Source organism: Pseudooceanicola endophyticus (assembly GCF_018760365.1).
GTDB classification, from domain to species: domain Bacteria; phylum Pseudomonadota; class Alphaproteobacteria; order Rhodobacterales; family Rhodobacteraceae; genus Pseudooceanicola; species Pseudooceanicola endophyticus.
Map to the genome: position 1 here is coordinate 236,403 of NZ_JAHIAB010000003.1, position 26,248 is coordinate 262,650.

Sequence of the window (26,248 nt, forward strand, 5' to 3'; positions counted from 1 at the left end):
ATTTGCCCGGTTTTCCCGATCTCGGACGGGCCTCGGACCTTGGTCGCAGATTGCCCGAACGGCAGGACGCGGTAGAACGAGGATGATCCGAATACGGGTCATATGGGCCGGTGGGGCGGCCCGACACATCGTCAGGCATCCGGTGATGCGCGGGAGGTGATCCCGCGGCCGGCACGGGCAATGTGCCGGTGTCGACAGCATCCTGTCCTTTGACGCGCGAGGGCTCTGCCCTGGCGCGGGGCAGCGTTGCGCGTCGGCCCGGCCCGGAGCGCGCCCGACGGGACGGACGAGGGGCCGCGGGGCGGCCGGAAGGGACGATGAAGATGACGACGCGCTATCACGACGACAGCCATTGCGGCGACGGCCAGGGTTCGGCCTCTGCGGGGGATGGCTATGTTCAGGGCACTGCCGGGGCGGACCTGATCACCACGGCCTATACGGGTGATCCTCAGGGCGACCGGATCGATGCCGGGGACGCGCGGCTACCCGGCGAGACCGGCAATGACGACATCGTCCTGGCGGGCCGGGGCGATGACACGGTGCAAGCGGGCGCGGGCAATGACGACCTCTATGGCGGCTCCGGCGATGATGTGCTGTCCGGCCAGGCGGGGATGGACCGGCTCTGGGGCGAGAGCGGCAGCGATACGCTCTCGGGCGGGTCGGGCGATGATACCCTGTCGGGGGGCGCGGGCAACGACGTGCTCTTTGGCGATACCGGGGGCAGCGCCACGACCCGGGAAAGCTTTGCATGGGACCGGCTGGCCGATCCGGACTGCGGCGGCGGCGCCATCGATGCGGGCGACCGGATCACCGGGACACAGGTACAGGACACCGGCCAGGTCACCGTCACCCTGACCCAGAGCGGCCGCGGCACGCCGACCAGCTTCTATACCGACCAGACCCAGGACGTGGCGGGGATCGCCGGGGATGGTGCGGCCATCGACAGGACTTCGGGCCTGGCCTCGGTGGTGGACAGCGCCGGAGAGACCGCCTCCTACAGCTTCGACTTCTCGCAGGAAGTGTCGGAGGTCTCCTTCCGCATCAACGACATCGACTTCGGCTCCAAGGTGGTGGTGCGCGCCTATGATGCCGAGGGCAACGCGGTCGAAGTCCATGCCGAGGCCGGCTGCCTGGTGCAGACCCAGGACCTTGACGGGGTCGGCGGCACCGAGACGCTGATCAGCGGCACGCCCGGCTGGGGCAGCAGCCCGAGCGACGGCAATTATTCCGCGCTGATCACCGTTGATGGTCCGATCACCCGGCTGGAAATCGACCATGTCCAGACCGGCTGGTCGGCGGGTGGCATCACCGTGACCGATATCTATTACGATACCGCGGGCGATGCCGGGGCGCTCAGCGCCACCACGGCGGCGGATGGCGATGACGTGATCGCGGGCGGATCGGGCGACGACACGATCTTTGGCGAGGGCGGCAATGACACGCTGTCGGGCGAGGCCGGCGCGGACCAGGTGCACGGCGGCGCCGGGCGCGACGTGCTGGTCGGTGCCAGCGTGGGCGATCTTCTGGATGGCGGATCCTCAGGCGATGACTGGGACGTGCTGGATCTTCAGGGCGTGGCCTCCGACGGGGGCCACCTGAAGGTGGTGCGCGATGGCGACAACCCCGAGGATGGCGTGATCTACTTCTACGCTGCTGACAACAGCCTGGAGGGCACCGCCTGCTTCGAGGATATCGAGCTGATCGTGCCCTGTTTCACCCCCGGCACCCTGATTGCCACCCCGCGCGGAGAGATGCGGGTCGAGGACCTGAAGGAAGGCGATCGGGTGATCACCCGCGACAACGGCATCCAGCCGCTGCGCTGGATCGGCCGGCGGCACCTGTCGGCGGAGGAACTTGCCGCCCATCCGCAGCTGCAGCCGGTGCGCATCCGGCGCGGCGCCCTGGGCCATGGCCTGCCAGAGCGCGACATGCTGGTCAGCCCGAACCACCGGATGTTGATCAGCAGCGACCGCGCCGCGCTCTATTTCGAGGACCGAGAGGTTCTGGTGGCCGCCAAGCACCTGGTCGCGATGACGGGTGTGGAGCGCGCCGAGGTGACTGAGGTGACCTATCTGCATTTCATGTTCGACGATCACGAGGTGGTGCTCTCGGACGGCGCCTGGTCGGAAAGCTTCCAGCCCGGTCCGCAGGTCATGGGCAGCCTTTTGGCCGGCCAGCGGGAAGAGATCCTGACTCTGTTCCCGGAGCTTGCCGGGCGCGACGGGCAGGAGGCCTATGCCGCCGCCCGTCGCAGCCTGCGCGGTCACGAGGCCCGGCTGCTGATGATCTGAGCGAAAGAGGATCGCGGCGTCGCCTGCCGGCGTCCGTGATGCGGCTGGCCCTGTCAGCCGCCCCGGCCTGGTGCGCTTCCGTCCCCTCCCTCGGCGCGCCAGGCCGACCAGTCTTCCGGGGTGTCGAGATCGGTCAGCGCATGGCGCCCCGGCAGGGCCACCGGCACGACCCGCGCGGCATGGGCCCGCAGCACCGGTCGGGCGCCCTGGTCGCCGCTCAGGCGCGAAAGCTCGGGAAACAGCTCGGCCGGAAACAGCACGGGGTGGCCCGGGGTGGCGCCGCTGGCGCCGCGCCGGATCTGCCGCCCGTCAAAGCCCGCCGCGACCCTGCGCAGGTCGCCCGCGGTCAGCTCGGGCATGTCGGCGGGCAGGATCATCACCGCCTCCGCCGGGCCCAGGGCCGCCACGCCTGCGCGGATCGAAGCCGCCATGCCTTCCCCTGCCTCGGGCACCGGCACGACCGTCACCGGCAAGCCTTCCAGCGCCCGGCGCCGGGGATGGTCAAGCGCGGGCAGGGTCACGATCACCGGCGCCAGCTCCAGCGCCCGCAGCGCCATGAGGCGCAGCAGGGGCTGGCCCGCGACCGGTTCCAGCAGCTTGTCGCCCCCCCGCATCCGGGAAGACGCCCCCGCCGCCAGCAGCAGCACCACCAGACTCATCGCCCGGCCTCGCGCTTCAGCGCCTCCAGAACATGCAGGCGGATCGCGGTTGCAAGCCCGGTCTCCAGGTCGCGGCCCTCGTCGATCTGCGCGGCCAGCTCGTTGATCGCCAGGTCACCGGCCTCGGCAATGCGCCGGAATTCCTTCCAGAAAGGCTCCTCGAGGGACACGCTGGTGCGATGCCCCCGCAGGGTCAGGGAGCGCTTGACGGGCCGGCTGCTCATGCCTCCGGGTCGCGCTCCAGCCGGTGCCCGTCGAGGCGCCTTTCTGCCTGGCGCTCCTCGGCCTCGGCCTTTTGGCGTTCGGCCTTGCTGCGTCCGAACTTCGCCGCATTGGCATCGCCCTGCGCGCGCTTCTCGGCGCGGGCCTTCTGCTTGCGGAACTGGTTGAGGTTGGTGACGCTGCTCATGGCCGCACCATGCCACGCGCCGCAATCCCCGTCCAGCCAGCGCGAAGGGGTGGCCCCTTGCGGAACCGCCCCCTTTCATCTTTCCCCAAATATGCAAACACCCGGCCAGCAAGGGGCCGGACATCCGCCGCAGGGATCAGTCCTTCGGACCGATCATGTCCTCGGGGCGCACGACGCGGTCGAAGGTCTCTTCGTCCACGAAGCCCAGGCCGATGGCCTCTTCCTTCAGCGTGGTGCCGTTCTTGTGCGCCGTCTTGGCGACTTTGGTGGCGTTGTCATAGCCGATGGTGGGGGCCAGCGCCGTCACCAGCATCAGGCTTTCCTTCATCAGTTTGTCGATGCGCGGCAGGTTGGCTTTGGTGCCCACGACCATGTTGTCGGTGAACGCGCTGGCCGAGTCGCCCAGCAGCTGCATGGATTGCAGCACGTTGTAGGACATCATCGGGTTGTAGACGTTCAGCTCGAAGTGCCCCTGCGAACCGGCAAAGCCGATGGCCGCGTCATTGCCCATGACATGGGCGCAGACCATGGTCAGCGCTTCGGCCTGCGTCGGGTTCACCTTGCCCGGCATGATCGAGGAGCCCGGCTCGTTCTCCGGCAGGATCAGCTCGCCCAGACCCGAGCGCGGGCCCGAGCCCAGCAGGCGCATGTCGTTGGCGATCTTGAACAGCGAAGCGGCAACGGTCTTCAGCGCGCCCGAGAACATGACCATCGCATCATGGGCGGCCAGCGCTTCGAACTTGTTGGGCGCGGTGACGAAGGGCAGGCCGGTGATCTCGGCCATGTTCTTCGCGACCATCTCGCCCCAACCCTTCTTGGTGTTGAGCCCGGTGCCCACGGCGGTGCCGCCCTGCGCCAGTTCGTAGATGTCGCCCAGGGCGGATTTCACGCGCTCGATGCCCTTGCGGACCTGATGCGCATAGCCGCCGAATTCCTGGCCCAGGGTCAGCGGGGTCGCATCCTGGGTGTGGGTCCGGCCGATCTTGATGATGTCCTTGAACTCTTCGGATTTGGCTTCCAGCGCCGCCGCCAGCTTTTCAAGGCCGGGGATCAGCACGTCGCGCGCCTGCATGGCGATGCCCACGTGCATGGCGGTCGGGAAGGTGTCGTTCGAGGACTGACCCATGTTGCAGTGGTCGTTCGGGTGCACCGGCTTCTTGGAGGCCAGCTCACCGCCCAGCATCTCGATCGCGCGGTTCGAGATCACCTCGTTGGCGTTCATGTTCGACTGCGTGCCCGAACCGGTCTGCCAGACCACCAGCGGGAAGTTGTCGTCGAACTTGCCCTCGATGACCTCGGTCGCGGCGGCCATGATCGCATCGGCGATCTCGGGCGACATGTTGCCCAGATCCTTGTTGGCCATGGCGCAGGCCTTCTTGATGACGCCGAGCGCGCGGATGATCGGAACCGGCTGCGTCTCCCACCCGATGGGGAAGTTCATGATGGAGCGCTGCGTCTGCGCGCCCCAGTACTTGTCTGCGGGAACTTCCAGCGGGCCGAAGCTGTCGGTTTCGGTGCGGGTCTCAGTCATTCTCTGCTCTCCCTTGGGATGGACGCAGGAGGTTTGCCCCGAATTTACGGGGGGTTCAATGCCGTTCGCGCCAACAGAAGCGCTTGTGCAACGCAGAGAGGAGAGGGAGAGGGCCCACACTGCCTTTGCGTCAGGCGTCGCGCCGATGCGGATCCGCTGGGACATGGCCCGCACATGGCCCGCAGGAGGTCGCGGACAGGCGCGCGCAGGGGCGCCGAAGGGCCGGCGGGCCAGATGGCATTTGACCGGGACATCATCGGCACAGCGCTGCACGCGCTGTGCCGACCCGCCGCTCCCGGGAATTGCCCGGGCACCAAGGAGCCCAGCCAGAGGCGCGCCATCCACGCTCTGCCGGTCCCGGCCCCGGTCACAGCCCGGGGCCACGCGTCACCCCGGACCTTCGCCCGGAAAAACGCCGTGCCGATTCCGGGTTGCCCCTGGGCCGGTCCATTGAAATTTCCAACCGCTCACCGCTCACCGCTCACCGCTCACCGCTCACCGCTCACCGCTCACCGCTCACCGCTCACCGAAGCCCAGACTGGCCCCGACCTGGCCCATTCCTTGCCTTACCTTGCCTTGCCTGGACTAGGACGTGACCTGGCCGAGGCCTTGCCCCGCCCGTGCCGGCGCGCCTGCAGGGCCAGGCCAGAACGGGGCCGGATCCGGATCGGCCCGGCGCCGCCTTGCCTTTGCAAAACGGCTCAGGACGATTTTCAAAGGCCGAACCGCTTTGCAAACCGACGCTTTGCACTTTGCTTTTCCCCGCCGCGCCCGCATGGAAACGAAAAGGCCCCGGTCGAAACCGGGGCCTTTCACAAAAGGGGAAGCGCCGCCGTCGCGGTGCGCGGCCCCGCTCAGGCGGGTATTACTTCCGGAAGGAATCGAGCCGCACAACCTCTGCATCGCCGGATTTCTTCTCAGACGGGGTGCTGTCCTTCTTGCTGCCGTCGCGCAGCGGGCGGGGCGTGTCGGGCGGCGTCGGATCGTCGTCCTCGTCTTCGAAGTCGTCGTCCTGCTCCTGGGTCTCGAAGCGCAGGCCGAATTCCACGGAGGGATCGACGAAGGTCTGGATCGCATCGAAGGGGATGTACATCCGCTCCGGGCTGTCGCCGAAGTTCAGCGTCACGGCAAAGCCGTTGTCATCGACATCCAGATCCTCGAACCAGTGCTGCATGACCACGGTCATCTCGCTGGGATAGCGTTCCTTCAGCCAGTCCGCCAGTTCGGTTTCCGGATGGGTGGTGTCGAAGGTGATGAAGAAATGATGGCTACCCGGCAGGCCATTCTCGGAAACGTCGGTCAGCACGTCCTGGATCAGGCCGCGCATCGCCCGATGCATGAGATTGCCGTAGTCAATGGTGCGTTGCATGGCTTCTTCCGCAGTTCTTTAGGGGGAGAATAGGGGATTCGGGACAAAACGAAAGGTGGGGCGCAAAGTTTCTCGTGCCCGGCTCTCCGGTTCGGGCTCAGGGCAGCGGTGCGGTCCGGAACAGCGTGACGCTCAGCCCGCCATGGGCGACGGAGGCGCCGCTGGGCAGGAAGGGAAGCGCGGTGGCCTTGGCCAGCCCCGCATCCGAGGTCACGATACCGACCTGCCAGCCCCGGAACCGCTCGCTCAGCGTCTTGCCGAGGGCGCCATAAAGCGAGAACAGCAGCTTGCGATTGCCGATCCGGGCGCCGTAGGGCGGGTTCACGATGACCAGACCGGCCGGCCCCTCGGGGCGCTGCAGTTCCGATACGCCGTGGCGCTCGAAATGGACAATGTCGCCCAGTCCCGCGGCTTCGGCATTCTGCCGGGCATTGCGGATCGCCCCGTCATCCCGATCCGAGCCCCGGAATGCCGGAAGGCGCTCCGGCGCGCGTCCCCGCGCCGCGGCCCTCATCTCAGCCCATGCGCCGGCGTCGAAGGAGCGGAACTGCTCAAAGGCGAAGGAGCGGTCGCGTCCCGGGGCCAGCCCGCAGGCGATCTCGGCCGCTTCCAGTACGAAGGTGCCCGAGCCGCACATCGGATCCAGAACCGGCACGTCCCCGCGATAGCCCATCTGGCGCAGGAACATCGCCGCAAGGGTCTCTCGCATCGGGGCCTTGCCGACGGCGGGCTTGTGGCCGCGCTTGTGCAATGCTTCACCCGAGGTATCGACCGAGAAGGTGACGATATTGTCCTCGATGCGAACCTTCAGAGTCAGCCCGTCCTCGGCCAGCGGGATGCCGGCGGCACTCAGCGCGCCCTCGATGCGCTGACGCGCCGCGCCGGCATGATAAATCTTGGACTTTTTCGTGGTGACATCGACCTTCACCGGCAGCTCCGGCGCAAAGACCGAAGCCCAGTCGAACTTCCGCGCCCGCTTGTCGAGCTGCGCAAGGTGCACTGCCGGGAAGGACCCGATCCGGGCCAGTACGCGGCCCGCGCCGCGCAGGTGCAGGTTGGCCTTCCAGACCTCGGGCCAGCCGCCCTGGAAGCTGACGCCCCCTGGCGTGGTCACCGGATCGGCAAACCCCGTTTCCAGCGCCTCTTGCCGAAGCACCTCTTCCAGCCCTGGGGCCGTTTGCAGAAAGATCTCGAATGTCGCGTTCATCCCGGCTGGATAGCCGCCTTCCGCCGCCAAGGCGAGGCCCTGATTGCGCATTTTCTTGTTTCAAATACCTCGGGGATGAATTGGCCGAAGGCCAAGAAGGGGCAGAGCCCCTTACCCGCCGCGCAGCTGCGTCACGCATTCCGTATGGGAACGATCAGTAGTGGAGGGGAGAAGTGCAGGTTTCTGTTGCCAGGTACCTGCGAACCCCGCCTTACGCCGCTAAGCGCAAGGACTTAGATTTCGGTATTCCGGACTGCTTACGCAGCCAGGGCAACCGGAGCACGATTGTTGTTGGCAATTGTACTATGTGAACCGATAACGGTGGTATCTCACCGGGACAAAGCAACATCTTTACACGTTCGTCGATCCTGTTTCGGCCCCATGATCCCCCAACAAGGGATGTTTGGTGGAGCCGCCGGGTACCGCCCCCGGGTCCGATCCGCTTATTACATGCGCGTTTATGCCCATAGTTCCCGAGGGAACATCTTGGATATAGGGGGAGTTGGCGGGGATTTGAAGGGGCAATCTGTCGAAGTTTGAAGGCATCGCGGCGTCAACAGGGACGAAGGGGCGCTGCCCCTCTTGAGCCCGTGCCGGGCTCAATTCACCCCGAGGTATTTGGAACAAGAAAATGTAGGGGTCAGGTGGGGGCTGCCAGCCAGGTGCGGGCCTCGGTGAGGGCCGCTTCGGGGAAGACGCGGGTCGGGGCCGGTATCATCCAGGCGAAGGCGGTGACCGCGGCGTGGAGCAGGGCGTTGTCGGTCACGACGGCCAGTCGGGCGATGTCGTGCAGGTGATGCAGTCCGAGACGGGTGTCCTGCCACATGGCGCCCGGGGAGAAGCCCTCGAAGGCCGGCGAGAAGTGGTAGAGCATCGGGATCGGGCCTCGGGCCGCAATGGCGGCCTCGAGCGCGGGAACAAGGTTTTCCGCGTAGTCGGCAGCGGTGACCATGCCGCTGGCCGTGGCTTCGAAGAGGCCGCTCTCGGGGGAAAGGCTTGTGGTGATCATCGGGACCTCCGGCTGCTGTGGGACCAGCCTAACGCGGAATGTCCGCGATGTCTCCGGGGTCTTGGATCGCCGGCGCCTGGGGCGCCGGCGATCAGGATCAGTTCGCCAGCTTGATCAGCGCGTGGCGCTTCTTGCCGGCCGAGAGCTTGACCGGGGAAGCCAGCGCCGCGCGATCCAGCATCAGCCCCGCGTCGGTCAGCGGTGCATCATCGATGCGCGCGCCGTTGTCGGCGATCAGGCGCTTGGCCTCCTTGCCGGTCTTGGCAAGGCCCGAACGTACGATCAGCTGGGCGACGGAAATGCCGTCGCCGACCTCTTCCGGGGTCAGCTCCAGCGTCGGCAGGTCATCGCCCACGCCGCCCTTCTCGAAGACCTCGCGGGCGGTGGCCTGGGCGGCGGCCGCGGCCTCGGCGCCGTGCAGCAGGGCCGTCACCTCGTTCGCCAGGATGATCTTGCCCTCGTTGATCTCGGAGCCACCGAGGGCGCCCAGACGATCGCATTCCTCGACCGAAAGCTCGGTATAGAGCTTCAGGAAGCGGCCGACGTCGGCATCGGTGGTGTTGCGCCAGAACTGCCAGAACTCGTAGGGGCTCAGCATCTTGTCGTTCAGCCAGGTGGCGCCGTTCGCCGACTTGCCCATCTTGCGCCCGTCCGAGGTGGTCAGCAGCGGTGTGGTCAGGCCGTAGATTTCATTGTCCAGCACCCGGCGGGTCAGGTCGATGCCGTTGATGATGTTGCCCCACTGGTCCGACCCGCCCATCTGGAGGACGCAGCCGTAGCGGCGGTTCAGCTCCAGGAAGTCGTAGGCCTGCAGGATCATGTAGTTGAATTCGAGGAAGGACAGGGATTGTTCCCGGTCGAGGCGCGATTTCACCGACTCAAAGGACAGCATCCGGTTGACGCTGAAATGGCGACCGATGTCGCGCAGGAACTCAAGGTAGTTCAGGCTGTCCAGCCATTCGGCGTTGTTCAGCATCAGCGCATCGGTCGCACCGTCGCCATATGTCAGGTACTTGGCAAAGACATTGCCCATCCCGGCGATGTTGGCGTCGATCTGCTCGGGGCTCAGCAGGGGGCGTTCGTCCGAACGGAACGAGGGATCGCCCACCTTGGTGGTGCCCCCGCCCATCAGGGTGATCGGCTTGCCGCCCAGCTTTTGCAGCCAGCGCAGCACCATGATGTTCATCAGGTGGCCGACATGCAGCGAGGCCGCCGTCGCGTCATAGCCGATATAGGCGGGCACGACCCCCTTCACGAGCGCCTCGTCGAGGCCCTGGTAATCCGTGCAGTCGGCGACGTATCCGCGTTCCTGCATCACGTTCAGGAATTCCGACTTGGGGGTATAGGTCATGGCACTTGTCCCGGGTTTGAGTGTTGGGGCACTCTATAGGTGCGAGGCAAGGAAAGGAAAAGACCATGTCGCAAGTGCTGCGCGCCGAAGGGCCCCTGCGTGCCCTGGGGGCCATGTCGGGCACCTCTCTGGACGGGGTCGATGCGGCGGTGATCGACACCGACGGGCAGGACATCCTTGGCTTCGGGCGCTCCGGCTATCGCGCCTATGGCGAGGCCGAGCAGGCGCTGCTGCGCGCGGGTTTCGGCTGCTGGCCCGGAGAGGAGCCCGAGGGCGCGCAGGCGGCGCTGCACGCGGCCCATGCGGCGCTGCTGGCCGACTTTCCCGAGGCCGAGGTGGTGGGCTTTCACGGCCAGACCCTGGCCCATGATCCCCATGGCCGGGGCACCTTCCAGCTGGGCGACGGAGAGGTCCTGGCCGAAATGCTGGCGCGTCCGGTGGTCTGGGATTTCCGCAGCGCCGATGTGGCAGCGGGGGGCGAGGGGGCGCCGCTTGCGCCCTTCTTCCACCATGCCTGCGCGCGCTGGATCGGTGCGCGCCAGCCGGTGGCCTTCCTCAACCTCGGCGGGGTCGGCAACCTAACCTGGGTCGATCCGACCATTGCCGCGCCCGAGGCCGAGGGTGCGCTTCTGTCCTTCGACACCGGGCCCGCCAATGCGCCGCTCAACGACCTGATGCAGGCACGGCGCGGGCAGGAGGTGGACCGGGATGGTGCCCTGGCTGGGCAGGGAAAGGTGGACGAGGCGGTCGTGCAGACCTTCCTGTCGCATCCCTATTTCGACCGCCCGGCGCCGAAATCGCTGGATCGCAATGAATTCGGGGACACCACGGCGCTGGTGGGGCATCTGGACGATGCCGATGCGGCGGCCACGCTGACGGCGCTCTGTGCGGCCTCGGTCGCGGCGGGGCTGCGCCGGATGCCTCAGCGGCCCGCGCGGCTTCTGGTCACCGGAGGTGGTCGGCTGAACCCGGTGCTCATGGCGATGATCGGGGCGCGCTGCGACTGCGAAGCGGTCGCAGTCGAGCATGTCGGCCTCGATGGCGACATGCTCGAGGCCCAGGCCTTTGCCTATCTGGCGGTGCGGGTGCTGCGCGGGCTGCCCACCTCCTGTGCAGGGACCACCGGGGTTGCCCATCCGGTCAGCGGTGGCCGGATCAGCCCTGCGGACCCTCTGCGGCGCCGGGCGTGACTGGAAGGACTCAGGTGCAAGTTACCGCTAACGGGCGGCATTGTGGTGGCGGGATCATCTGTTATGGTGCCGCCAAACCGCCGCGCCGCAGCAGGCCCGCGGCGGATGAAGGACAGATGCGAAAAGGGAGCTTTCATGGTTTCGCGCGTGATTCCGGTCGAATCCTTCGACCTCGTGATTTTCGGGGGTACCGGCGATCTGGCCCGGCGCAAGATCCTGCCGGCCCTGTTCCGCCGCTTCTGTGCGGGGCAGATGGATCAGCAGTCCCGGATCATCGGGGCGGCCCGCTCCGAACATGACAGCGCCGAGTTCCGCGACTTCGTCGCCCAGGCCATCGGCGAATTCAACACCGGCCACAGCTACACCCAGGAAGAGCTTTCGGGCTTCGTCGAACGCATCGACTACGTGCAGATCGACGCGCTCGGCACCGACGGCTGGGAAGAACTGGCCCGGCTGACCAGCTCGGAGCGCACCCGCGCCTTCTACTTCTCGGTCGCACCGGCGCTTTTCGGGGCGCTGGCGGAACGGCTGCACAAGTATGGCCTCTCCGATGACGCGACCCGCATCGTTGTCGAAAAGCCCTTTGGCCGCGATGAGGCCTCGGCCCGCGCCCTCAATGCCGTGCTGGCAGAGCATTTCGAGGAAAGCCAGATCTACCGGATCGACCATTACCTGGGCAAGGAAACCGTCCAGAACCTGATGGCCGTGCGCTTTGGCAACATGCTGTTCGAACCGCTCTGGAACGCGCAATACGTCGATCACATCCAGATCACCGTCGCCGAAACCGTGGGCGTCGGTGGACGCGGCGAATATTACGACAAATCCGGTGCCATGCGGGACATGGTCCAGAACCACCTGATGCAGCTGCTCTGCCTCATCGCGATGGAGCCGCCGGCCAAGTTCGACCATGACGCGGTGCGCGACGAGAAGCTGAAGGTGATCCGCGCCCTCGATATTCCTTCGGTCGAGGACATCGTGCGCGGCCAGTATGCCGCCACCGAGGATGGCGAGCCGAGCTACCTTCAGGATGTGAACGATCCCGCCTCGACCACTGAAAGCTTCATTGCCATGAAGGTGCGGATCTCCAACTGGCGGTGGGCCGGCACGCCGATCTACCTGCGCACCGGCAAGAAGCTGAAGGCGCGCACCTCCGAGATCGCCGTGGTCTTCAAGGAGACGCCGCATTCGATCTTCGGCCCGGAATCCGGACGGCACCGCAACATCCTGACGATCCGTCTTCAGCCGAACGAGGGGATGGACCTGGGTGTCACCATCAAGGAGCCCGGCCCCGGCGGCATGCGCCTTGTGGATGTGCCGCTCGACATGACCTTTGCCGATGCGCTTGGCCCCGACGCCGACGATGTGCCCGACGCCTACGAGCGGCTGATCATGGATGTGATCCGCGGCAACCAGACGCTGTTCATGCGCGGCGATGAGGTCGAGGCCGCCTGGGCCTGGGCCGATCCGATCATCGAGGCCTGGGAGAAGAACGGCGTGAAGCCCGTGCCCTACGATGCCTATTCCACCGGCCCCGAGGATGCGCTGATGCTGATGCACCGCGATGGCCGCCGCTGGCGGGAGATCAAGGTATGAAATTCCAGGAATATCCCGACCGCGACCTGCTGGCGCTGAACCTCGCGGACACGCTGGCCTCCGAGCTGGGCGCGGCGCTGCGCCACGAGGACCGGGTGACCTTCTGCGTCCCCGGCGGCACCACCCCGGGGCCGATCTTCGACGCGCTGACCGCCGTGCAGCTGGACTGGGACCGCGTCGATGTTGTGCTGAACGATGAACGCTGGGTGCCCGAAAGCTCTCCGCGTTCGAACACGGCGCTGCTGCGCCAGCGGTTGCTGACCGGACATGCGGCGGCGGCGACGCTGCTGCCGCTGCGTCAGGATGTCGAAACGCCTGAAGAAGGGCTCGCGCCGCTCTCGGACGCGCTGAAGCCGCATATGCCCATCGATGTGCTGCTGCTGGGGATGGGGGCGGACATGCACACCGCCAGCCTCTTCCCCGGTGCCGATCGTCTGGGAGAGGCGCTTTCCGATGAGGCCCCGGTGCTGCTGCCGATGCGTGCCGATGGCGCCGGAGAGCCCCGGATCACCATCACCGCGCCCTGGTTGAAGGGCGCGCTGTCGACCCATATCGTGATCATGGGCGCCGAGAAGCGCGCGGCGCTGGAAGCGGCCCGCAAGCTGGCCCCGGAAGAGGCGCCGGTGTCGGTGCTGCTGTCCCAGGCGACGGTCCACTGGGCCGAATGATCGGTCCCGGAAGTTAAAGAACTGCGTGAAGTTTTGCGCGTAACATATTGATAAATGGATTTTATCTAGATGTGGGAAAAGCTCTCCTCCCTGGCGGACGCGTATGGCGACCGTTCCATCCTGTCTCTGTTCGAGGCCGGGGACCGTTTCGCGGATTGCTCTGTCAGCCATGACGGGCTGTTGTTCGACTATTCCAAGACCAACATCTGCGGCGACGTGAAGGCGGCGCTTCTGGCGCTCTGCGAGGCCGCCGATGTGGCTGGTCGCCGCGCAGCGATGTTCGAGGGCCAGAAGATCAACGACACCGAGGGGCGCGCCGTGCTGCACACCGCGCTGCGCAACCTCGGCGGCGCGCCGGTCTATGTGGATGGCCAGGATGTCATGCCCGAGGTCGAGCGCACCTACCGCCGCATGGAGGCCTTTGCCACCGATGTGCGCGAAGGTCGCTTCCAGGGGGCCGGCGGCAAGATCACCGATGTGATCAACATCGGCATCGGCGGCTCTGACCTGGGGCCGGCCATGGTCGAGATCGCGCTGAAACCCTATGTCGACGGGCCGCGCTGCCATTTCGTCTCCAACGTCGATGGCGCCCATATCGCCGACACGCTGAAGGGGCTGGATCCGACGACGACGCTGGTCATCGTCGCCTCCAAGACCTTCACCACCATCGAGACCATGACCAACGCGGAAACCGCGCGCAAATGGATGGCCGAAAAGGTGAAGAACACCGGCGCGCAGTTCGCCGCGCTCAGCTCCAACACCGAAAAGACCGGCGAATGGGGCATCGCCCCCGAACGCGTCTTCGGCTTCGAGGACTGGGTGGGCGGCCGCTATTCCATGTGGGGGCCGATCGGCCTGTCGGTGATGCTCGCGGTGGGTCCGGAAGATTTCCGCGCCTTCCTGGCTGGGGCCGCCGCCATGGACAAACACTTCCGCGAGGCGCCCTTTGCCGAGAACCTGCCGGTGCTTCTGGCCCTTGTCGGGATCTGGCACAACCAGGGTCTGGGCTATGCGACCCGCGCCGTGCTGCCCTATGAACAGCGCCTGGCCCGTCTGCCCGCCTACCTCCAGCAGATGGAGATGGAGAGCAACGGCAAGCGCGTCTCGATGGATGGCGCCGAGCTGACGGTGAATTCCGGCCCCGTCGTCTGGGGCGAGCCCGGCACCAACGGTCAGCACGCCTTCTACCAGCTGATCCACCAGGGCACCCGCGTCGTGCCCTGCGAATTCATGGTCGGCGTCGTGGGGCACGAGCCCGATCTGGCGCATCAGCACGACCTGCTGGTTGCCAACTGCCTGGCCCAATCGGAGGCGCTGCTGCGGGGCCGCGACCTGTCCGAGGCGACCGCGATCATGGCGGCCAAGGGTCTTGAGGGGGCAGAGCTGGCGCGTCAGGCCGCGCACCGGGTCTTCCCGGGCAACCGCCCCTCGACGACGCTGGTCTATCCCAAGCTCACGCCTTTCGTGCTGGGCCAGATCGTGGCGATGTACGAACACCGGGTCTTCGTCGAAGGCGCGATCCTCGGCATCAACTCCTACGACCAGTGGGGCGTGGAGCTGGGCAAGGAACTGGCGCTGAAGCTGTCGCCGATCCTGGCGGGCGAAGAAGGCACCGAGGGCAAGGACGGCTCCACCGCCGGTCTGATCGCCGCGATCCGCGCCGGCAAGTAAGCAAACTGCAAATTGCAAAGAGGCCCGGAGCCACGCTCCGGGCCTTTCGAGTTACGGGATGTCGAAGCCGGGCGCGGCCAGCTCGAACCCGGCGAAATCGAAGGCCGGAGAGACGGTGCAACCGACCAGCGTCCAGCCGCCAAGCGGCCGTGCCGCCTGCCAGTGCCCGGCGGGCACGATCCCCTGGGGGCGCTGCCCGACCGCCAGATCCGGGCCCAGCGTCAGGGCCTGCGCCGGACCGGCTTCGGTCTCGGCGATGCGCAGCTCCAGCGGGGCGCCGGAATAGTGGTGCCAGATTTCGGCGGCATCGACCCGGTGCCAGTGGCTGACCTCGGTCTCTTTCAGCAGGAAGTAGATGCAGGTCCCGGCGGCGCGGTCGGCATCGCCGCCGCCGATCCAGGTCTGGCGGAAATGCCCGCCCTCCGGATGGGGGGCAAGGTCCAGCAGAGCGATGATGTCATCGGCGGTCATTGGGCGGTCCTTTCAGATGCGTCACCGCAGGGTTTCCCGCCGAACCGGCAAAGGCAAGACCGGAAGGCCGGGTTGCATGGGGTGCAGGGCCGGACCGCTTGACGGGACCCGGCGTCATCCGCTACCTCCTGCGCAGCCGAAAAGCGCAGGACCGGTCAGGTTATCCCGGTCACCGTGCCCCGCACGGGAGTTAGTCGAGTTTTCGAACCCACGGCAGACCCCAACCCGGGGTGCCCGTGGCCCTTTTCGCAAGGATCCGAACGGCACCCTTTTCCAAGTCGGAGCCCGCCATGTCCAAGATCCAGTCCAAGACCCCCAACCCGAAATCCATCGTCATCGTCGCGCAGGTCTTCATCTCCTGCTTCATGGCCTTGCTGATGACCTTCTGCATGTCCATCGTGCTGCCCGGCACGATCCACGAATCCGGCTGGTTCGCCACCTGGATGCAGCGCTGGCTGACAGCCTGGCCGCTGGCCTTCCTGTTCTCGCTGGGCGTGGGGCCGCTGGCCTTCAAGCTGTCGACGCTGGTCAACGGCACGCTGGCCCGTCTTTCCGCGCAACGCGGCTGATTTCATCTTTCCGGCAAATATGCCCGCCGGAGGCATGGTGCCGAAGGCGCCATTCTTCAAAGGAAAACGCCCCGGGATCTCTCCCGGGGCGTTTCGTTTCCATCAGCGAAGAGCGATCACTTCAGGATCGAACGGCCCGCGTATTCTGCGGTTTCGCCCAGCATTTCCTCGATGCGGATCAGCTGGTTGTACTTGGCCAGCCGGTCCGAGCGCGCCAGCGAGCCGGTCTTGATCTGGCCGCAGTTGGTCGCCACGGCGAGGTCGGCGATGGTCGCGTCCTCGGTCTCGCCCGAGCGGTGCGACATCACGTTGGTGTAGCGCGCCCGGTGGGCCATATCGACGGCCTTCAGCGTCTCGGTCAGCGAACCGATCTGGTTCACCTTCACCAGCATGGAGTTTGCCACGCCCTGTTCGATGCCCATCGAAAGGCGCGCCGGGTTGGTCACGAACAGGTCGTCGCCCACCAGCTGCACCTTGTCGCCCAGTTCAGCGGTCAGCAGCGCCCAGCCTTCCCAGTCATCCTCGGCGCAGCCGTCCTCGATCGAGATGATCGGATAGGCGTCGCAGAGCTTCTTCAGGTAGGCGACGTTCTCGGCCGAGGTGAGCGAGAGGCCTTCGCCCTTCATCTCGTACTTGCCGTCCTTGAAGTATTCGGTCGAGGCGCAGTCGAGCGCGAGGTAGATGTCCTCGCCCGGAGTGTAGCCGGCCTTTTCGATGGACTTCAGGATGAAGTCGAGCGCTTCGGTGGTCGAGCCCAGCTCGGGGGCAAAGCCGCCCTCGTCGCCGAGGCCGGTGGACATGCCGGCCGCCGAGAGCTCTTTCTTCAGGGTGTGGAACACCTCGGAACCCATGCGGACCGCTTCCTTGATGTTGGAAGCCGCCACCGGCATGATCATGAATTCCTGGATGTCGATCGGGTTGTCGGCGTGCTCGCCGCCGTTGATGATGTTCATCATCGGCACCGGCAGGACGCGGGCCGAGGTGCCGCCGACGTAGCGGTAAAGCGGCTGGCCGGTGAATTCGGCGGCGGCCTTCGCCACGGCGAGCGAGACGCCGAGGATGGCGTTGGCGCCCAGGCGGCCCTTGTTCTCGGTGCCGTCGAGTTCGATCATGGCGAGGTCGATACCGACCTGGTCGGTCGCGTCCATGCCGACGATGGCCTCGGCCAGCTCGCCGTTGACGGCGGCGACGGCTTCCAGGACGCCCTTGCCCATGTAGCGGGCCTTGTCGCCATCGCGGCGCTCGACGGCCTCGTGCACGCCGGTCGAGGCGCCCGAGGGCACGGCCGCGCGGCCCATGGTGCCATCCTCGAGAATGACGTCGACCTCAACGGTCGGGTTGCCACGGCTGTCGAGGATCTCGCGGGCGTGAATGTCGATAATCGTGCTCATAGTGGCGCCGTCCCTTTCGGTGAAAATGCCTTTTGGGGAAGTCTTAAGAGCAAGGTCGCCCCGAGGGAAGGGGGCGGGGGCAACTGTTTGCGATAAACGATGAATTCCTGACGCCCGGGCAGGCTGCCGGGGCGTTGGTAGGGATCGGGTGGGGCATGGGCGGGATGCGGGATGGAGCAGGGGAAGGGGCGCTGCCCCTCTGGCGCGGGAAACCCGCGCCATTCACCCCGGGATATTTCCGGCCAGATGACAGGGAGACCTCAGGCCGGCCAGAGCGCCATGAGGACCGGCAGGGTGAGAAGCGACAGCAGGGTCGAGAGCAGCACGACACGGCCCGTTAGCAGGGCTTCGCGCTCGTAGAACTCGGCCAGCATGAAGGGGCCGGTGCCGGTGGGCAGGGCGGCAAGCAGCACCGCCGTCAGGGCGAGGTCATGGGGCAGGTGCAGCAGCGGCACTGCGATCAGCCAGGTCAGCAAGGGCTGGCCAATCAGCTTGAGGCCGATCAGCAGGGATTGCACGCCGACGCCGGCGCGGGGGCGGCGCCCGGCATTCTGGGCCAGGAACAGCCCGAGCGCGATCAGCGCGCAGGGCGAGGCGGCGCCGCCCAGAAGCTTGAGGAAACTGTCGGCGGGTTTCGGCAGCGGCAGACCGGTCACCAGGAAGATGGCGCCCAGCACCGGGGCGATCAGCAGTGGATTCTTGACCAGGCTGAGGGCGGTGCGGCGCAGGATGTCGCGGCGGCGTCCCTCGGCCTGAAGGCCGCTCTCGATCAGGATGATGGCGATGGCGAAGAGGATGCAGACGGTGATGATGGTGGCGACCAGCGCGCCGGGCATCCCCGCCGGGCCGATGATCGCCAGCACCAGCGGGAAGCCCATGAAGCCGGTATTGGCATAGCCCGCGTTCAGCCCGTCGATGGCGGCATCGGCAAGGTGGCTGCCCTGGCGCAGGCGCAGCGCCAGGGTGGCGGCATAGATCAGCGCGCAGCCGCCGGTGAAGGCCAGGATGAAGCCCGGGTGCCAGATCTGCGCCGGCTGGGCCTTGGCCATGATGTCGAAGAGCAGCGCGGGCAGCGCGAGGGTGATGACCAGGCGGTTGATTTCCCGGGTGGCATTGGGGCCGAGGGCGCCGCTGCGCCGGGCGATGTAGCCGGTCAGGATCAGTGCGAAGATCGGCAGGACATTGGCGAGGTTGGCGAGCATGGCGAAGCCTTGGGCTGGGAGAGACCGCTTTCCTCTAGGCCTGTCGATCCATACACTCCAATGCATCTTTGATGGGGCAATGATGCTGAGAGGGTATCGATGGACACGCGGCAGATGCGCTATTTCGTGGCTCTGGCCGAGACGCTGCATTTCGGCCATGCGGCGGCGCGGATGAACATGACCCAGCCGCCCTTCAGCCGGCAGATCGCCGCGCTGGAGCGGGATCTTGGGGTGCAGCTGGTCGAACGTTCATCCCGGCAGGTGGTGCTGACCCCCGCCGGAGAGCGCTTTCTGAAGGATTCCCGCGCCGTTCTGGCCGGGTTCGACAGCGCCTGCCGGGAGGCGCGGCTGGTCGCCGAGGGGCTCCACGGAGAGCTGCGCTTCGGCTTCATGATGCATGCGGCGCACAGCATCGTGCCGCGGCTGGTCTCTCGCTACGTGGCGTTGCGCCCCGAGGTGCGCCTGACCCTGGTCGAGACGACACCGGCGGAGATCGCCCAGCGGCTGCTGGCCGGAGAGCTGGATGCGGGGCTGAGTTTCGGCGCGCGGGCCTTGCCGCAGCTCGACAGCCTGCCGGTGTTCACCGACCGGCTGTGCCTGGTGGTGCCGAAGGGGCATGCGCTGGCGGGGTGCCGCGTGGTTCAGGCGCAGGATCTGACGGGGTTGGCGGTGATCGCGGCGCCGGCGCGGGTGTCGCCGACCTTGCGCGGTGCGGTGGAGGGCTGGTTCGCGGCGCAGGGCCTGCTGCCCGACATCCGCTTTGAACCGCAGTTGCAGACCACCATCCTGCGGCTGGTCGCGGCGGGGCTGGGGGTGGCGCTGGTGCCGGCATCGATCGTGGGAGAGGAGGCTTCGGTACGGGCGGTGCCGCTGGAGGCGGCGCCGGAGCTGCCCATCGTGCTGTCCAGCCCGGCGGGATCGCACAACCGCGCGCTGGAGCCGCTGCGCGAGATGATCCGTGATGGCAGCTGGCGTGACGTCCCTGCCTGATCAGTCCCGCGAAGCCCGCAGGACGCGGGCTTCGCGGTGACGACACGGACAACCCCCGGGATGGAAGGGGCGCCGCATCGTTTGGCTTACTCCTTGAAGGAGAGCTCGGAGAGGACCCAGCGGGTGTCCATCGGGTTGGCGACCAGCATGCCGTCGCCCAGGGCCTTGTCGAGCTCGGCGGAATAGTCGGCCTTCAGGTGCTTTTCGTGCTGGGCGGCGCTGGCCCAGTGCTCGACCACGACGAAGTCGTTCGGCTTGTCGGCGACCTGATAGATGTTGTAGCCCATGTTGCCATCGGCGGCGCGCGCCTTGGGCACGGCCTTTTCGAAGGCCTTCAGGAAGGCGTCGTGATGGGCGTCGTCGGTCTTCAGCATGACGACGATGTTGCGCGGGCTGACCTCGTCCTCGGGGACGGGCAGGGCGGGGATCTCGGGCACTTCCTTCAGCCAGATCTGCTGCGGATCGGCGCTGACCGAATCCCCGACGATTTTCTCGACGGCCTTCAGGTGGGGTTCCTGCATATGGGCGTCGATGGCGGCCTGATTCTTCCAGCGCTCGACCAGGAAGATGCCGGGGGTGCCGTCCTCGGCCTCGAAGGCCTCGAAGGAGATGTTGCCCGCTTCCGCGCGCGAGGCTTCGACGTTCTTGGCCATCACATCGAGGAAGCTGTCATGGGCGGCTTCGGTCACCGGCAGGATCACGAAGGCCTGCACGGTATCGCGGGTATCGGCGAAGGCGGCAGTGGACAGGCCGATCGAAGCGGCGGTGGCGAACAGGGTAGATCTCATGGAGCCTCCTTGAGGTGCTTTCTGTTTTGCCGTGGCTTCCGGCGTCGGCTGCGAGGGCGCAATGCCTCCGGCTGCCAATGGCTGCGGCTTCAAGAGCATGAAATGTAGTATTTCTTTCTTGTCTTTAAGTGGTACGAGGTCACATCTTTGCAGAGACATTATCTCCCAATCATTGAGGGTGCCCATGGCGCGTCTGGATCACATCACCGACCTTCGGGTTTTCGAGGCCCTGGCGCGTCTGGGCAGCCTGACGGCGGCGGCCAGTGACCTGGGGATTTCGTTGGCGGTGGCTTCGAAGCGGTTGCAGCGGCTGGAGGCGGTGCTGGGGGTGCGGCTGGCGGATCGCACGACCCGGGCGGCGCGGCTGACCCAGGACGGGCACCGGATGCTGGCGCATTGCCGCCAGACCCTGAACGCGGTTGACCGGGTGGAAGATTCGGTGCTGCACGGGGCCGAGGGGGTGGTGCGGATCTCGGCGGCGGTGGCCTTTGCGCAGCGCCAGATCGCGCCGCTGCTGCCCGGGTTCCTGGATGCCTATCCCGACATCCGGATCGAGCTGGCGGCGACCAACCGCATGGCCGATCTGGTGGGCGAAGGGATCGACCTGGCGTTTCGCCAATGCGTGCCGCTGCCAGAGGATCCGACGGTGCGCGGGCGCTTGCCCGACGGGCATGTGCTGGTCGCGGCCCCGGCCTATCTGGAGCGCGCGGGCATCCCCGAAACCCCCGAGGACCTGAGCAGCCACCGCCTGCTGACGGTGGGCCTGCCGGCGCCGCGCAGCCTGACGCTGAACGATGGCGCAACCACGGCACAGATCCGCATCCATGACGCCCTGACGGGCACGGACGGAGAGATTTCCCATGCCGCCGCCCTGGCCGGCGGAGGCATCGCGCTGAAGTCGGTCTGGGATGTGGCACAGGATCTGGCGGCGGGGCGGCTGGTCCATGTGCTGCCCGGCTGGAGCGGCGAGCGCCGTCAGGTCCATATCGTCGTGCCGATGCGCGAGTTCCAGTCCCGCCGCGTCACTCTGGTGCTGAACTACCTGCGCGGCGCGCTGGAGCGTGCGGCGGCGGCGGCCTTTCCGCCCCCCGACGCTCAGCCCGTCAGGGCCGAGACCAGGTGATAGGCGAGGAAGCTGAAGACATAGGCCAGCGCGAACATGTAGCCGACCGAGACCCACATCCAGCGGCGCGAGGCGGTCTCGCGGCGGATGACGGCGATGGTCGACAGGCATTGCGGCGCGAAGATGTACCACACGATGAGCGAGACGCCGGTGGCCAGCGGCCATTGCGCGGCCAGTGCGGTGCCCAGGGCGCCGTCACCGCCCGAAACCGCATAGACCGTCGAAAGGCCCGCAACGGCGACTTCGCGGGCGGCCATGCCGGGCACCAGAGCCACGCAGATCTGCCAGGTGAATCCGATGGGCGACAGGATCGGGGCCAGCAGGTGGCCGATCATCGCCGCGAAGGAATAGTTGATCGCCGGTTCGGTGGCATCGGCGGGCGCGTAGGGGAAGGTCGAAAGGACCCAGACGACAAGGCTCGCGTAGAAGATGATCGTGCCGGCGCGGCGCAGGAAGGCGCGGGCGCGCTGCCACAGGCCCAGCACGACACCGCGCAGCTGCGGCACCTTGTAATCGGGCAGGTCCAGCATCAGCGGCGCGGCAATCTCTCTCCGGCGGAACAGCAGGCGGCTTGCAAAGGCCACCAGCAGGGCGCTGACGACGCCGGCGGCGAAAAGGGCGAACATCACCAGCCCCTGAAGGCCGATGCCGAAGCCGATGCTGCGGGCGGGCACGAAGGCGCCGATCAGCAGCGTATAGACCGGGATGCGCGCCGAACAGGTCATCAGCGGCGCGATCAGGATCGTCATCAGGCGGTCCCTCTCGTCGTCGATGACGCGGGCGGACATGATGCCGGGGATGGCGCAGGCAAAGCTTGAGAGCAGCGGGATGAAGGCGCGCCCGTGCAGCCCCGCGTGGCCCATGATCCGGTCCATCAGGAAGGCGGCCCGCGCCATGTAGCCCAGATCCTCGAGGATCAGGATGAAGGCGAACAGGATCAGGATCTGCGGCAGGAAGACGATGACGCTGCCGACGCCGGCAATGGCGCCATCGACGATGAGACCGCGCAGCAGCCCCTCGGGCAGTGCGGCGGAAACCGCGCCCGATACCGCATCGACCAGCGCGCTCAGCCCGTCCATCAGCGGCGCGGCCCCGGCAAAGACCGCCTGGAACATCAGGAACATCAGCACCAGCAGGATCACCGGCCCGGCGAAGGGGTTCAGCACCACCGCGTCCACCTTCTCGGAGAAGCTGCGGCGATGTTCGGGCAGGGTGACGGCGGCGGCGATCACCCGGTCGGCCTCGCGCAGGGCCTGACGCAGCTGGTGCGCCGAGGGCGCGGCCCAGCGGGTCGGCTGGCGGGCCGGCAGGCCTGCGGCGATCAGCCCGTCGATCCGGCCCCAGAGCGCGCCCATCCCGGCGCGGCGCACCGCGGTCGAGGCAACCACCGGCTGGCCAAGCTCGCTGGCGATGCGATCAAGGTCGATGTCGATGCCGCGATGGCGGGCAATGTCGATCATGTTGACGACGACCAGCAGCGGCAGGCCCACATCGGCCAGTTCGCGCGCCAGGCGCAGGCCGGGGCGCATCTGGGTGGCATCCACCACCACCATCAGCAGGTCGAAGGGTTCGGCATCGACACGGGTGCCCAGGATGACATCGCGGGTCACCGCCTCGTCCGGAGAGCGCGCGCGCAGGCTGTAGGTGCCCGGCAGGTCGGTGATGCGCAGGCTGGCGCCGCCCGGGGTGGTGGCCATGCCGATCTTGCGCTCGACCGTGACGCCGGAATAGTTGCCGACCCGCTGGTTGGCGCCGGTCAGCGCGTTGAAGAGAGAGGTCTTGCCGCAGTTGGGCGCACCCACCAGGGCGATCCGGGTGACCCGGTCGCCGGCGTCTGCCGTCATGTCGTTCATCGGATCAGTCCGTCAGGATCGCCATGGCGTCCCGGCGGCGCATTGCCACCGTGGCCTGTCCGACGCGCACGGCGATCGGATCACGTCCGAAGGGACCTTCGTGGATCACGGAAACCTCGACGCCCTCGATGAAGCCCATCTCGATCAGGCGGCGCTCCATTTCCTCGGGGGCCAGACGGCCGGTGCCGGCAATGGGGAGGATGCAGACGACGCGCCCCCGGTATCCCTTGCGTGCCTCGCCGAGCGAGACCGAACGGTCGATGGCTTCAAGCTGTCTCAGTTCCATGGCTTATCCTCGGGAGGGTCGCTGTAAAACTGATAGATTCACTCGGGATAGGTTTGCAACCTTGTTCCAGATCAAATCGGTAAGATTTTCGGGAGATGTGACCACCCTGCGCAGCAATTCCCGGAGTCTTCAAGGAAAAAAGCCCCGCAAGGGCCTGATTTCAGGGCTTTGCGGGGCTTTGGAGGGGCGTGCTGGGGGTCGGGGCCCCCATGGGAAGACTCAGCTGGCGACGCAGTCCGCAAAGTACTGGATCGTGCCGTCCGCGTCGGTTTCCTGCACGAGGCCGTGGATGTCGGTCTCGAATCCGGGGCACTTGCGGGCGAATTCGCGGTTGAACTTCAGGTATTCGACGATCTTCTGGTTGAAGACCTCGCCCGGGATCAGCAGGGGGATGCCCGGCGGATAGGGGGTCACGAGGCTGGTGGTGATGCGGCCTTCCAGATCGTCGATGGCGACGCGTTCGGTGGTGCGCCGCGCGATATGGGCGAAGGCATCGGCGGGTTTCATCGCCGGGGTCAGATCGCTCAGGTACATCTCGGTCGAGAGCACCGCCACGTCGTATTTCGCATAGAGCGCATGGACGTGATCACAAAGGTCCTTCAGCCCCATCTGCTCGTAGCGGGGATGTTTCTGGCAGAATTCGGGCATGATGCGCCACATCGGCGCGTTCTTGGCGAAATCGTCCTTGAACTGCTGGAGCGAGGTCAGCAGCGTGTTCCAGCGGCCCTTGGTGATGCCGATGGTGAACATGATGAAGAACGAATAGAGCCCGGTCTTTTCAACGACAACGCCATGTTCGGCCAGGTACTTGGTGACGATCGAGGCGGGAATGCCCCAGTCCTCGAAACGGCCATCCAGATTCAGGCCGGGGGTGATGATCGTGGCTTTGATCGGGTCCAGCATGTTGAAGCCCGGCGCCATGTCGCCGAAGCCGTGCCAGCTGTCGTCCCCGGTGCTCTCGACGCCCTCGGCATCGGTCTTCTTCAGCACCCAGTCCTTGGCCTTGCCCATGCCGTCTTCGCTGTTGCGGTGGAACTCTTCCGGGCCCCAGACGGTGAACCACCAGTCATCGGCACCGTATTCGTCATCGACCTTGCGCATGGCACGGCGGAATTCCAGCGCCTCGACAATGCTTTCCTCGACCAGCGCGGTGCCGCCCGGGGGCTCCATCATCGCCGCCGCCACATCGCAGGAGGCGATGATCGAATATTGCGGGCTGGTGGAGGTGTGCATCAGGTAGGATTCGTTGAACAGCGGTCGGTCCAGCTTGGTCTCCTCGGCATCCTGCACCAGCACGTGGCTGGCCTGGGAAATGCCCGCCAGCAGCTTGTGGATCGACTGGGTGGCGTAGGTCACCGATTTCTTGGTGCGCCCGCGCTTGCGGCCCATGGCGTGATACTGGCCATAGAAGGGGTGGAAGGCGGCGTGGGGCAGCCAGGCCTCGTCGAAGTGCAGGTTCTCGATCTCGCCGTCCAGCAGCTCCTTGATCACCTCGGTGTTGTAGAGGACGCCGTCATAGGTCGACTGGGTGATCGTCATGATCCGCGGCTTGACCTGATCGGCATCGACGCCTTCCAGCAGCGGGTTGTTGCGGATCTTGGCGCGGATCGACTCCATGTCGAATTCCGAGCGCTGGATCGGCCCGATGATGCCCCAGTGGTTGCGGGTGGGCTTCAGGAAGACCGGGATCGCGCCGGTCATGATGATCGAATGCAGGATCGACTTGTGGCAGTTGCGGTCCACCACGACGATATCGCCGGGCGCAACGGTATGGTGCCAGACCATCTTGTTGGAGGTCGAGGTGCCGTTGGTCACGAAGAAGCAGTGATCGGCGTTGAAGATACGCGCCGCATTGCGTTCCGAGGCCCCGATGGCGCCGTTGTGGTCCAGCAGCTGGCCGAGTTCCTCGACCGCGTTGCAGACATCGGCGCGCAGCATGTTTTCCCCGTAAAACTGGTGATACATCTGGCCGATCGGCGATTTCAGGAAGGCGACGCCGCCGGAATGGCCCGGGCAGTGCCAGGAATACGACCCGTCCTCGGCATAATCCAGCAGCGCCTTGAAGAAGGGCGGCTGGATCGATTCCAGATATCCCTTGGCCTCGCGGATGATGTGCTTGGCGACGAATTCCGGCGTATCCTCGAACATGTGGATGAAGCCGTGCAGTTCACGCAGGATGTCGTTCGGGATATGGCGCGAGGTCTTGGTTTCGCCATAGAGGTAGATCGGCACGTCGGCGTTCTTCCAGCGCACTTCCTCGATGAACTTGCGCAGGTTCATCACCGCCGGGTCCAGGTCGGGGCCGGGGGTGAACTCTTCGTCGTCGATGGAAAGCAGGAAGGCCGAGGCGCGGCTTTGCTGTTGCGCGAATTGCGACAGGTCCCCGTAGCTCGTGACGCCGAGGATTTCGAAGCCCTCGTCCTCGATGGCCTGGGCCAGGGCGCGGATGCCGAAGCCCGAGGAATTCTCGGAACGGAAATCCTCGTCGATGATCACGATGGGGAAGCGGAACTTCATGAGGCAGTCCTCTCTGGGAAGAAGGGTCCGGCAGGGGTCTTGGCGCCGGAGGGTGCCATAGTGCTCCGGGCCGGCGGCCCGGGGTGTTCGGTTTGTTCTTTATCCTGTCC

Annotated in this window: 23 protein-coding genes and 1 other RNA gene; 8 read left to right on the forward strand and 16 right to left on the reverse strand. The window is 66.4% G+C overall.

Annotation, left to right across the window (positions count from 1 at the left end):
• The first annotated feature begins 317 nt into the window (after positions 1-317).
• Complete coding sequence (locus KM176_RS07440; protein ID WP_160892946.1) at positions 318-2,291, forward strand: Hint domain-containing protein; 1,974 nt, start codon at positions 318-320, stop codon at positions 2,289-2,291.
• Between the two features lie 53 nt (positions 2,292-2,344).
• Here the strand turns inward: KM176_RS07440 and KM176_RS07445 are convergent, their stop codons facing one another.
• From KM176_RS07445 to tyrS, 9 genes are all read right to left on the reverse strand, one after another.
• Positions 2,345-2,950: a nucleotidyltransferase family protein gene (locus tag KM176_RS07445; protein WP_160892948.1), complete on the reverse strand. Its 606-nt coding sequence runs from the start codon at positions 2,948-2,950 to the stop codon at positions 2,345-2,347.
• Entirely contained in the window at positions 2,947-3,174 is a 228-nt protein-coding gene (locus KM176_RS07450) for a ribbon-helix-helix domain-containing protein (protein ID WP_160892950.1), read from the reverse strand. Before KM176_RS07450 ends, KM176_RS07445 begins: the two co-directional genes overlap by 4 nt.
• Positions 3,171-3,359 carry a DUF4169 family protein gene (locus KM176_RS07455; RefSeq protein ID WP_160892952.1) on the reverse strand — a complete coding sequence of 63 codons (189 nt, stop codon included), beginning with the start codon at positions 3,357-3,359 and terminating at the stop codon, positions 3,171-3,173. Before KM176_RS07455 ends, KM176_RS07450 begins: the two co-directional genes overlap by 4 nt.
• A 136-nt stretch (positions 3,360-3,495) precedes the next feature.
• Positions 3,496-4,890: a class II fumarate hydratase gene (gene fumC, locus KM176_RS07460; protein WP_160892954.1), complete on the reverse strand. Its 1,395-nt coding sequence runs from the start codon at positions 4,888-4,890 to the stop codon at positions 3,496-3,498.
• An 865-nt stretch (positions 4,891-5,755) separates the two neighbouring features.
• Positions 5,756-6,259, reverse strand: a complete 504-nt coding sequence (locus KM176_RS07465; RefSeq protein WP_160892991.1) for an SspB family protein — start codon at positions 6,257-6,259, stop codon at positions 5,756-5,758.
• Between the two features lie 97 nt (positions 6,260-6,356).
• Positions 6,357-7,466, reverse strand: coding sequence for a THUMP domain-containing class I SAM-dependent RNA methyltransferase (locus tag KM176_RS07470; RefSeq protein ID WP_160892993.1), 1,110 nt, complete (start codon positions 7,464-7,466; stop codon positions 6,357-6,359).
• Between the two features lie 172 nt (positions 7,467-7,638).
• Positions 7,639-7,988, reverse strand: a transfer-messenger RNA (tmRNA) gene (gene ssrA, locus KM176_RS07475).
• Positions 7,989-8,106: 118 nt separating this feature from the next.
• Positions 8,107-8,475 carry a SpoIIAA family protein gene (locus KM176_RS07480; RefSeq protein WP_160892995.1) on the reverse strand — a complete coding sequence of 123 codons (369 nt, stop codon included), beginning with the start codon at positions 8,473-8,475 and terminating at the stop codon, positions 8,107-8,109.
• A 97-nt stretch (positions 8,476-8,572) separates the two neighbouring features.
• Positions 8,573-9,826, reverse strand: coding sequence for a tyrosine--tRNA ligase (tyrS, locus tag KM176_RS07485; RefSeq protein ID WP_215558768.1), 1,254 nt, complete (start codon positions 9,824-9,826; stop codon positions 8,573-8,575).
• Between the two features lie 65 nt (positions 9,827-9,891).
• Between tyrS and KM176_RS07490 the strand changes: the two genes are divergently transcribed.
• The 4 genes from KM176_RS07490 to pgi all read left to right on the forward strand — a co-directional run bounded on the left by KM176_RS07490 (position 9,892) and on the right by pgi (position 14,948).
• Positions 9,892-11,016, forward strand: coding sequence for an anhydro-N-acetylmuramic acid kinase (locus KM176_RS07490; protein WP_202397768.1), 1,125 nt, complete (start codon positions 9,892-9,894; stop codon positions 11,014-11,016).
• Between the two features lie 135 nt (positions 11,017-11,151).
• Positions 11,152-12,609 carry a glucose-6-phosphate dehydrogenase gene (gene zwf / locus KM176_RS07495; RefSeq protein WP_160892999.1) on the forward strand — a complete coding sequence of 486 codons (1,458 nt, stop codon included), beginning with the start codon at positions 11,152-11,154 and terminating at the stop codon, positions 12,607-12,609.
• Positions 12,606-13,277, forward strand: a complete 672-nt coding sequence (gene pgl / locus KM176_RS07500) for a 6-phosphogluconolactonase (RefSeq protein ID WP_160893001.1) — start codon at positions 12,606-12,608, stop codon at positions 13,275-13,277. Before zwf ends, pgl begins: the two co-directional genes overlap by 4 nt.
• 69 nt (positions 13,278-13,346) lie before the next feature.
• Positions 13,347-14,948 (forward strand): glucose-6-phosphate isomerase, encoded by a 1,602-nt coding sequence (pgi, locus tag KM176_RS07505; RefSeq protein ID WP_160893003.1) that lies wholly within the window; start codon positions 13,347-13,349, stop codon positions 14,946-14,948.
• 51 nt (positions 14,949-14,999) lie between these two features.
• Here pgi and KM176_RS07510 read toward each other — a convergent pair whose 3' ends face one another.
• Positions 15,000-15,419, reverse strand: a complete 420-nt coding sequence (locus tag KM176_RS07510) for a cupin domain-containing protein (protein ID WP_160893005.1) — start codon at positions 15,417-15,419, stop codon at positions 15,000-15,002.
• A gap of 290 nt (positions 15,420-15,709) precedes the next feature.
• Between KM176_RS07510 and KM176_RS07515 the strand changes: the two genes are divergently transcribed.
• Positions 15,710-15,988, forward strand: a complete 279-nt coding sequence (locus tag KM176_RS07515; protein ID WP_160893007.1) for a DUF2798 domain-containing protein — start codon at positions 15,710-15,712, stop codon at positions 15,986-15,988.
• Between the two features lie 116 nt (positions 15,989-16,104).
• Here KM176_RS07515 and eno read toward each other — a convergent pair whose 3' ends face one another.
• Positions 16,105-17,379 carry a phosphopyruvate hydratase gene (gene eno / locus KM176_RS07520; protein ID WP_160893009.1) on the reverse strand — a complete coding sequence of 425 codons (1,275 nt, stop codon included), beginning with the start codon at positions 17,377-17,379 and terminating at the stop codon, positions 16,105-16,107.
• Positions 17,380-17,639: 260 nt separating this feature from the next.
• Positions 17,640-18,581 carry an AEC family transporter gene (locus KM176_RS07525; protein WP_160893011.1) on the reverse strand — a complete coding sequence of 314 codons (942 nt, stop codon included), beginning with the start codon at positions 18,579-18,581 and terminating at the stop codon, positions 17,640-17,642.
• Positions 18,582-18,680: 99 nt separating this feature from the next.
• On the opposite strand from KM176_RS07525, the gene KM176_RS07530 reads away from it, so the two are divergent.
• Positions 18,681-19,571, forward strand: coding sequence for a LysR family transcriptional regulator (locus tag KM176_RS07530; RefSeq protein ID WP_160893013.1), 891 nt, complete (start codon positions 18,681-18,683; stop codon positions 19,569-19,571).
• Positions 19,572-19,657: 86 nt separating this feature from the next.
• Here KM176_RS07530 and KM176_RS07535 read toward each other — a convergent pair whose 3' ends face one another.
• Positions 19,658-20,359, reverse strand: coding sequence for a putative quinol monooxygenase (locus KM176_RS07535; RefSeq protein WP_160893015.1), 702 nt, complete (start codon positions 20,357-20,359; stop codon positions 19,658-19,660).
• A gap of 184 nt (positions 20,360-20,543) precedes the next feature.
• On the opposite strand from KM176_RS07535, the gene KM176_RS07540 reads away from it, so the two are divergent.
• Positions 20,544-21,482 (forward strand): LysR family transcriptional regulator, encoded by a 939-nt coding sequence (locus KM176_RS07540; protein ID WP_160893017.1) that lies wholly within the window; start codon positions 20,544-20,546, stop codon positions 21,480-21,482.
• Here the strand turns inward: KM176_RS07540 and feoB are convergent.
• The 3 genes from feoB to KM176_RS07555 all read right to left on the reverse strand — a co-directional run bounded on the left by feoB (position 21,455) and on the right by KM176_RS07555 (position 26,138).
• Positions 21,455-23,335 (reverse strand): ferrous iron transporter B, encoded by a 1,881-nt coding sequence (feoB, locus tag KM176_RS07545; protein WP_236045215.1) that lies wholly within the window; start codon positions 23,333-23,335, stop codon positions 21,455-21,457. The genes KM176_RS07540 and feoB overlap by 28 nt on opposite strands.
• 4 nt (positions 23,336-23,339) lie before the next feature.
• Positions 23,340-23,621: a FeoA family protein gene (locus tag KM176_RS07550; protein WP_160893019.1), complete on the reverse strand. Its 282-nt coding sequence runs from the start codon at positions 23,619-23,621 to the stop codon at positions 23,340-23,342.
• Positions 23,622-23,840: 219 nt separating this feature from the next.
• The gene (locus tag KM176_RS07555; RefSeq protein ID WP_160893020.1) at positions 23,841-26,138 is read right to left on the reverse strand and encodes an arginine/lysine/ornithine decarboxylase; all 2,298 of its coding nucleotides are present in this window, start codon (positions 26,136-26,138) and stop codon (positions 23,841-23,843) included.
• Between the last annotated feature and the right edge of the window lie 110 nt (positions 26,139-26,248).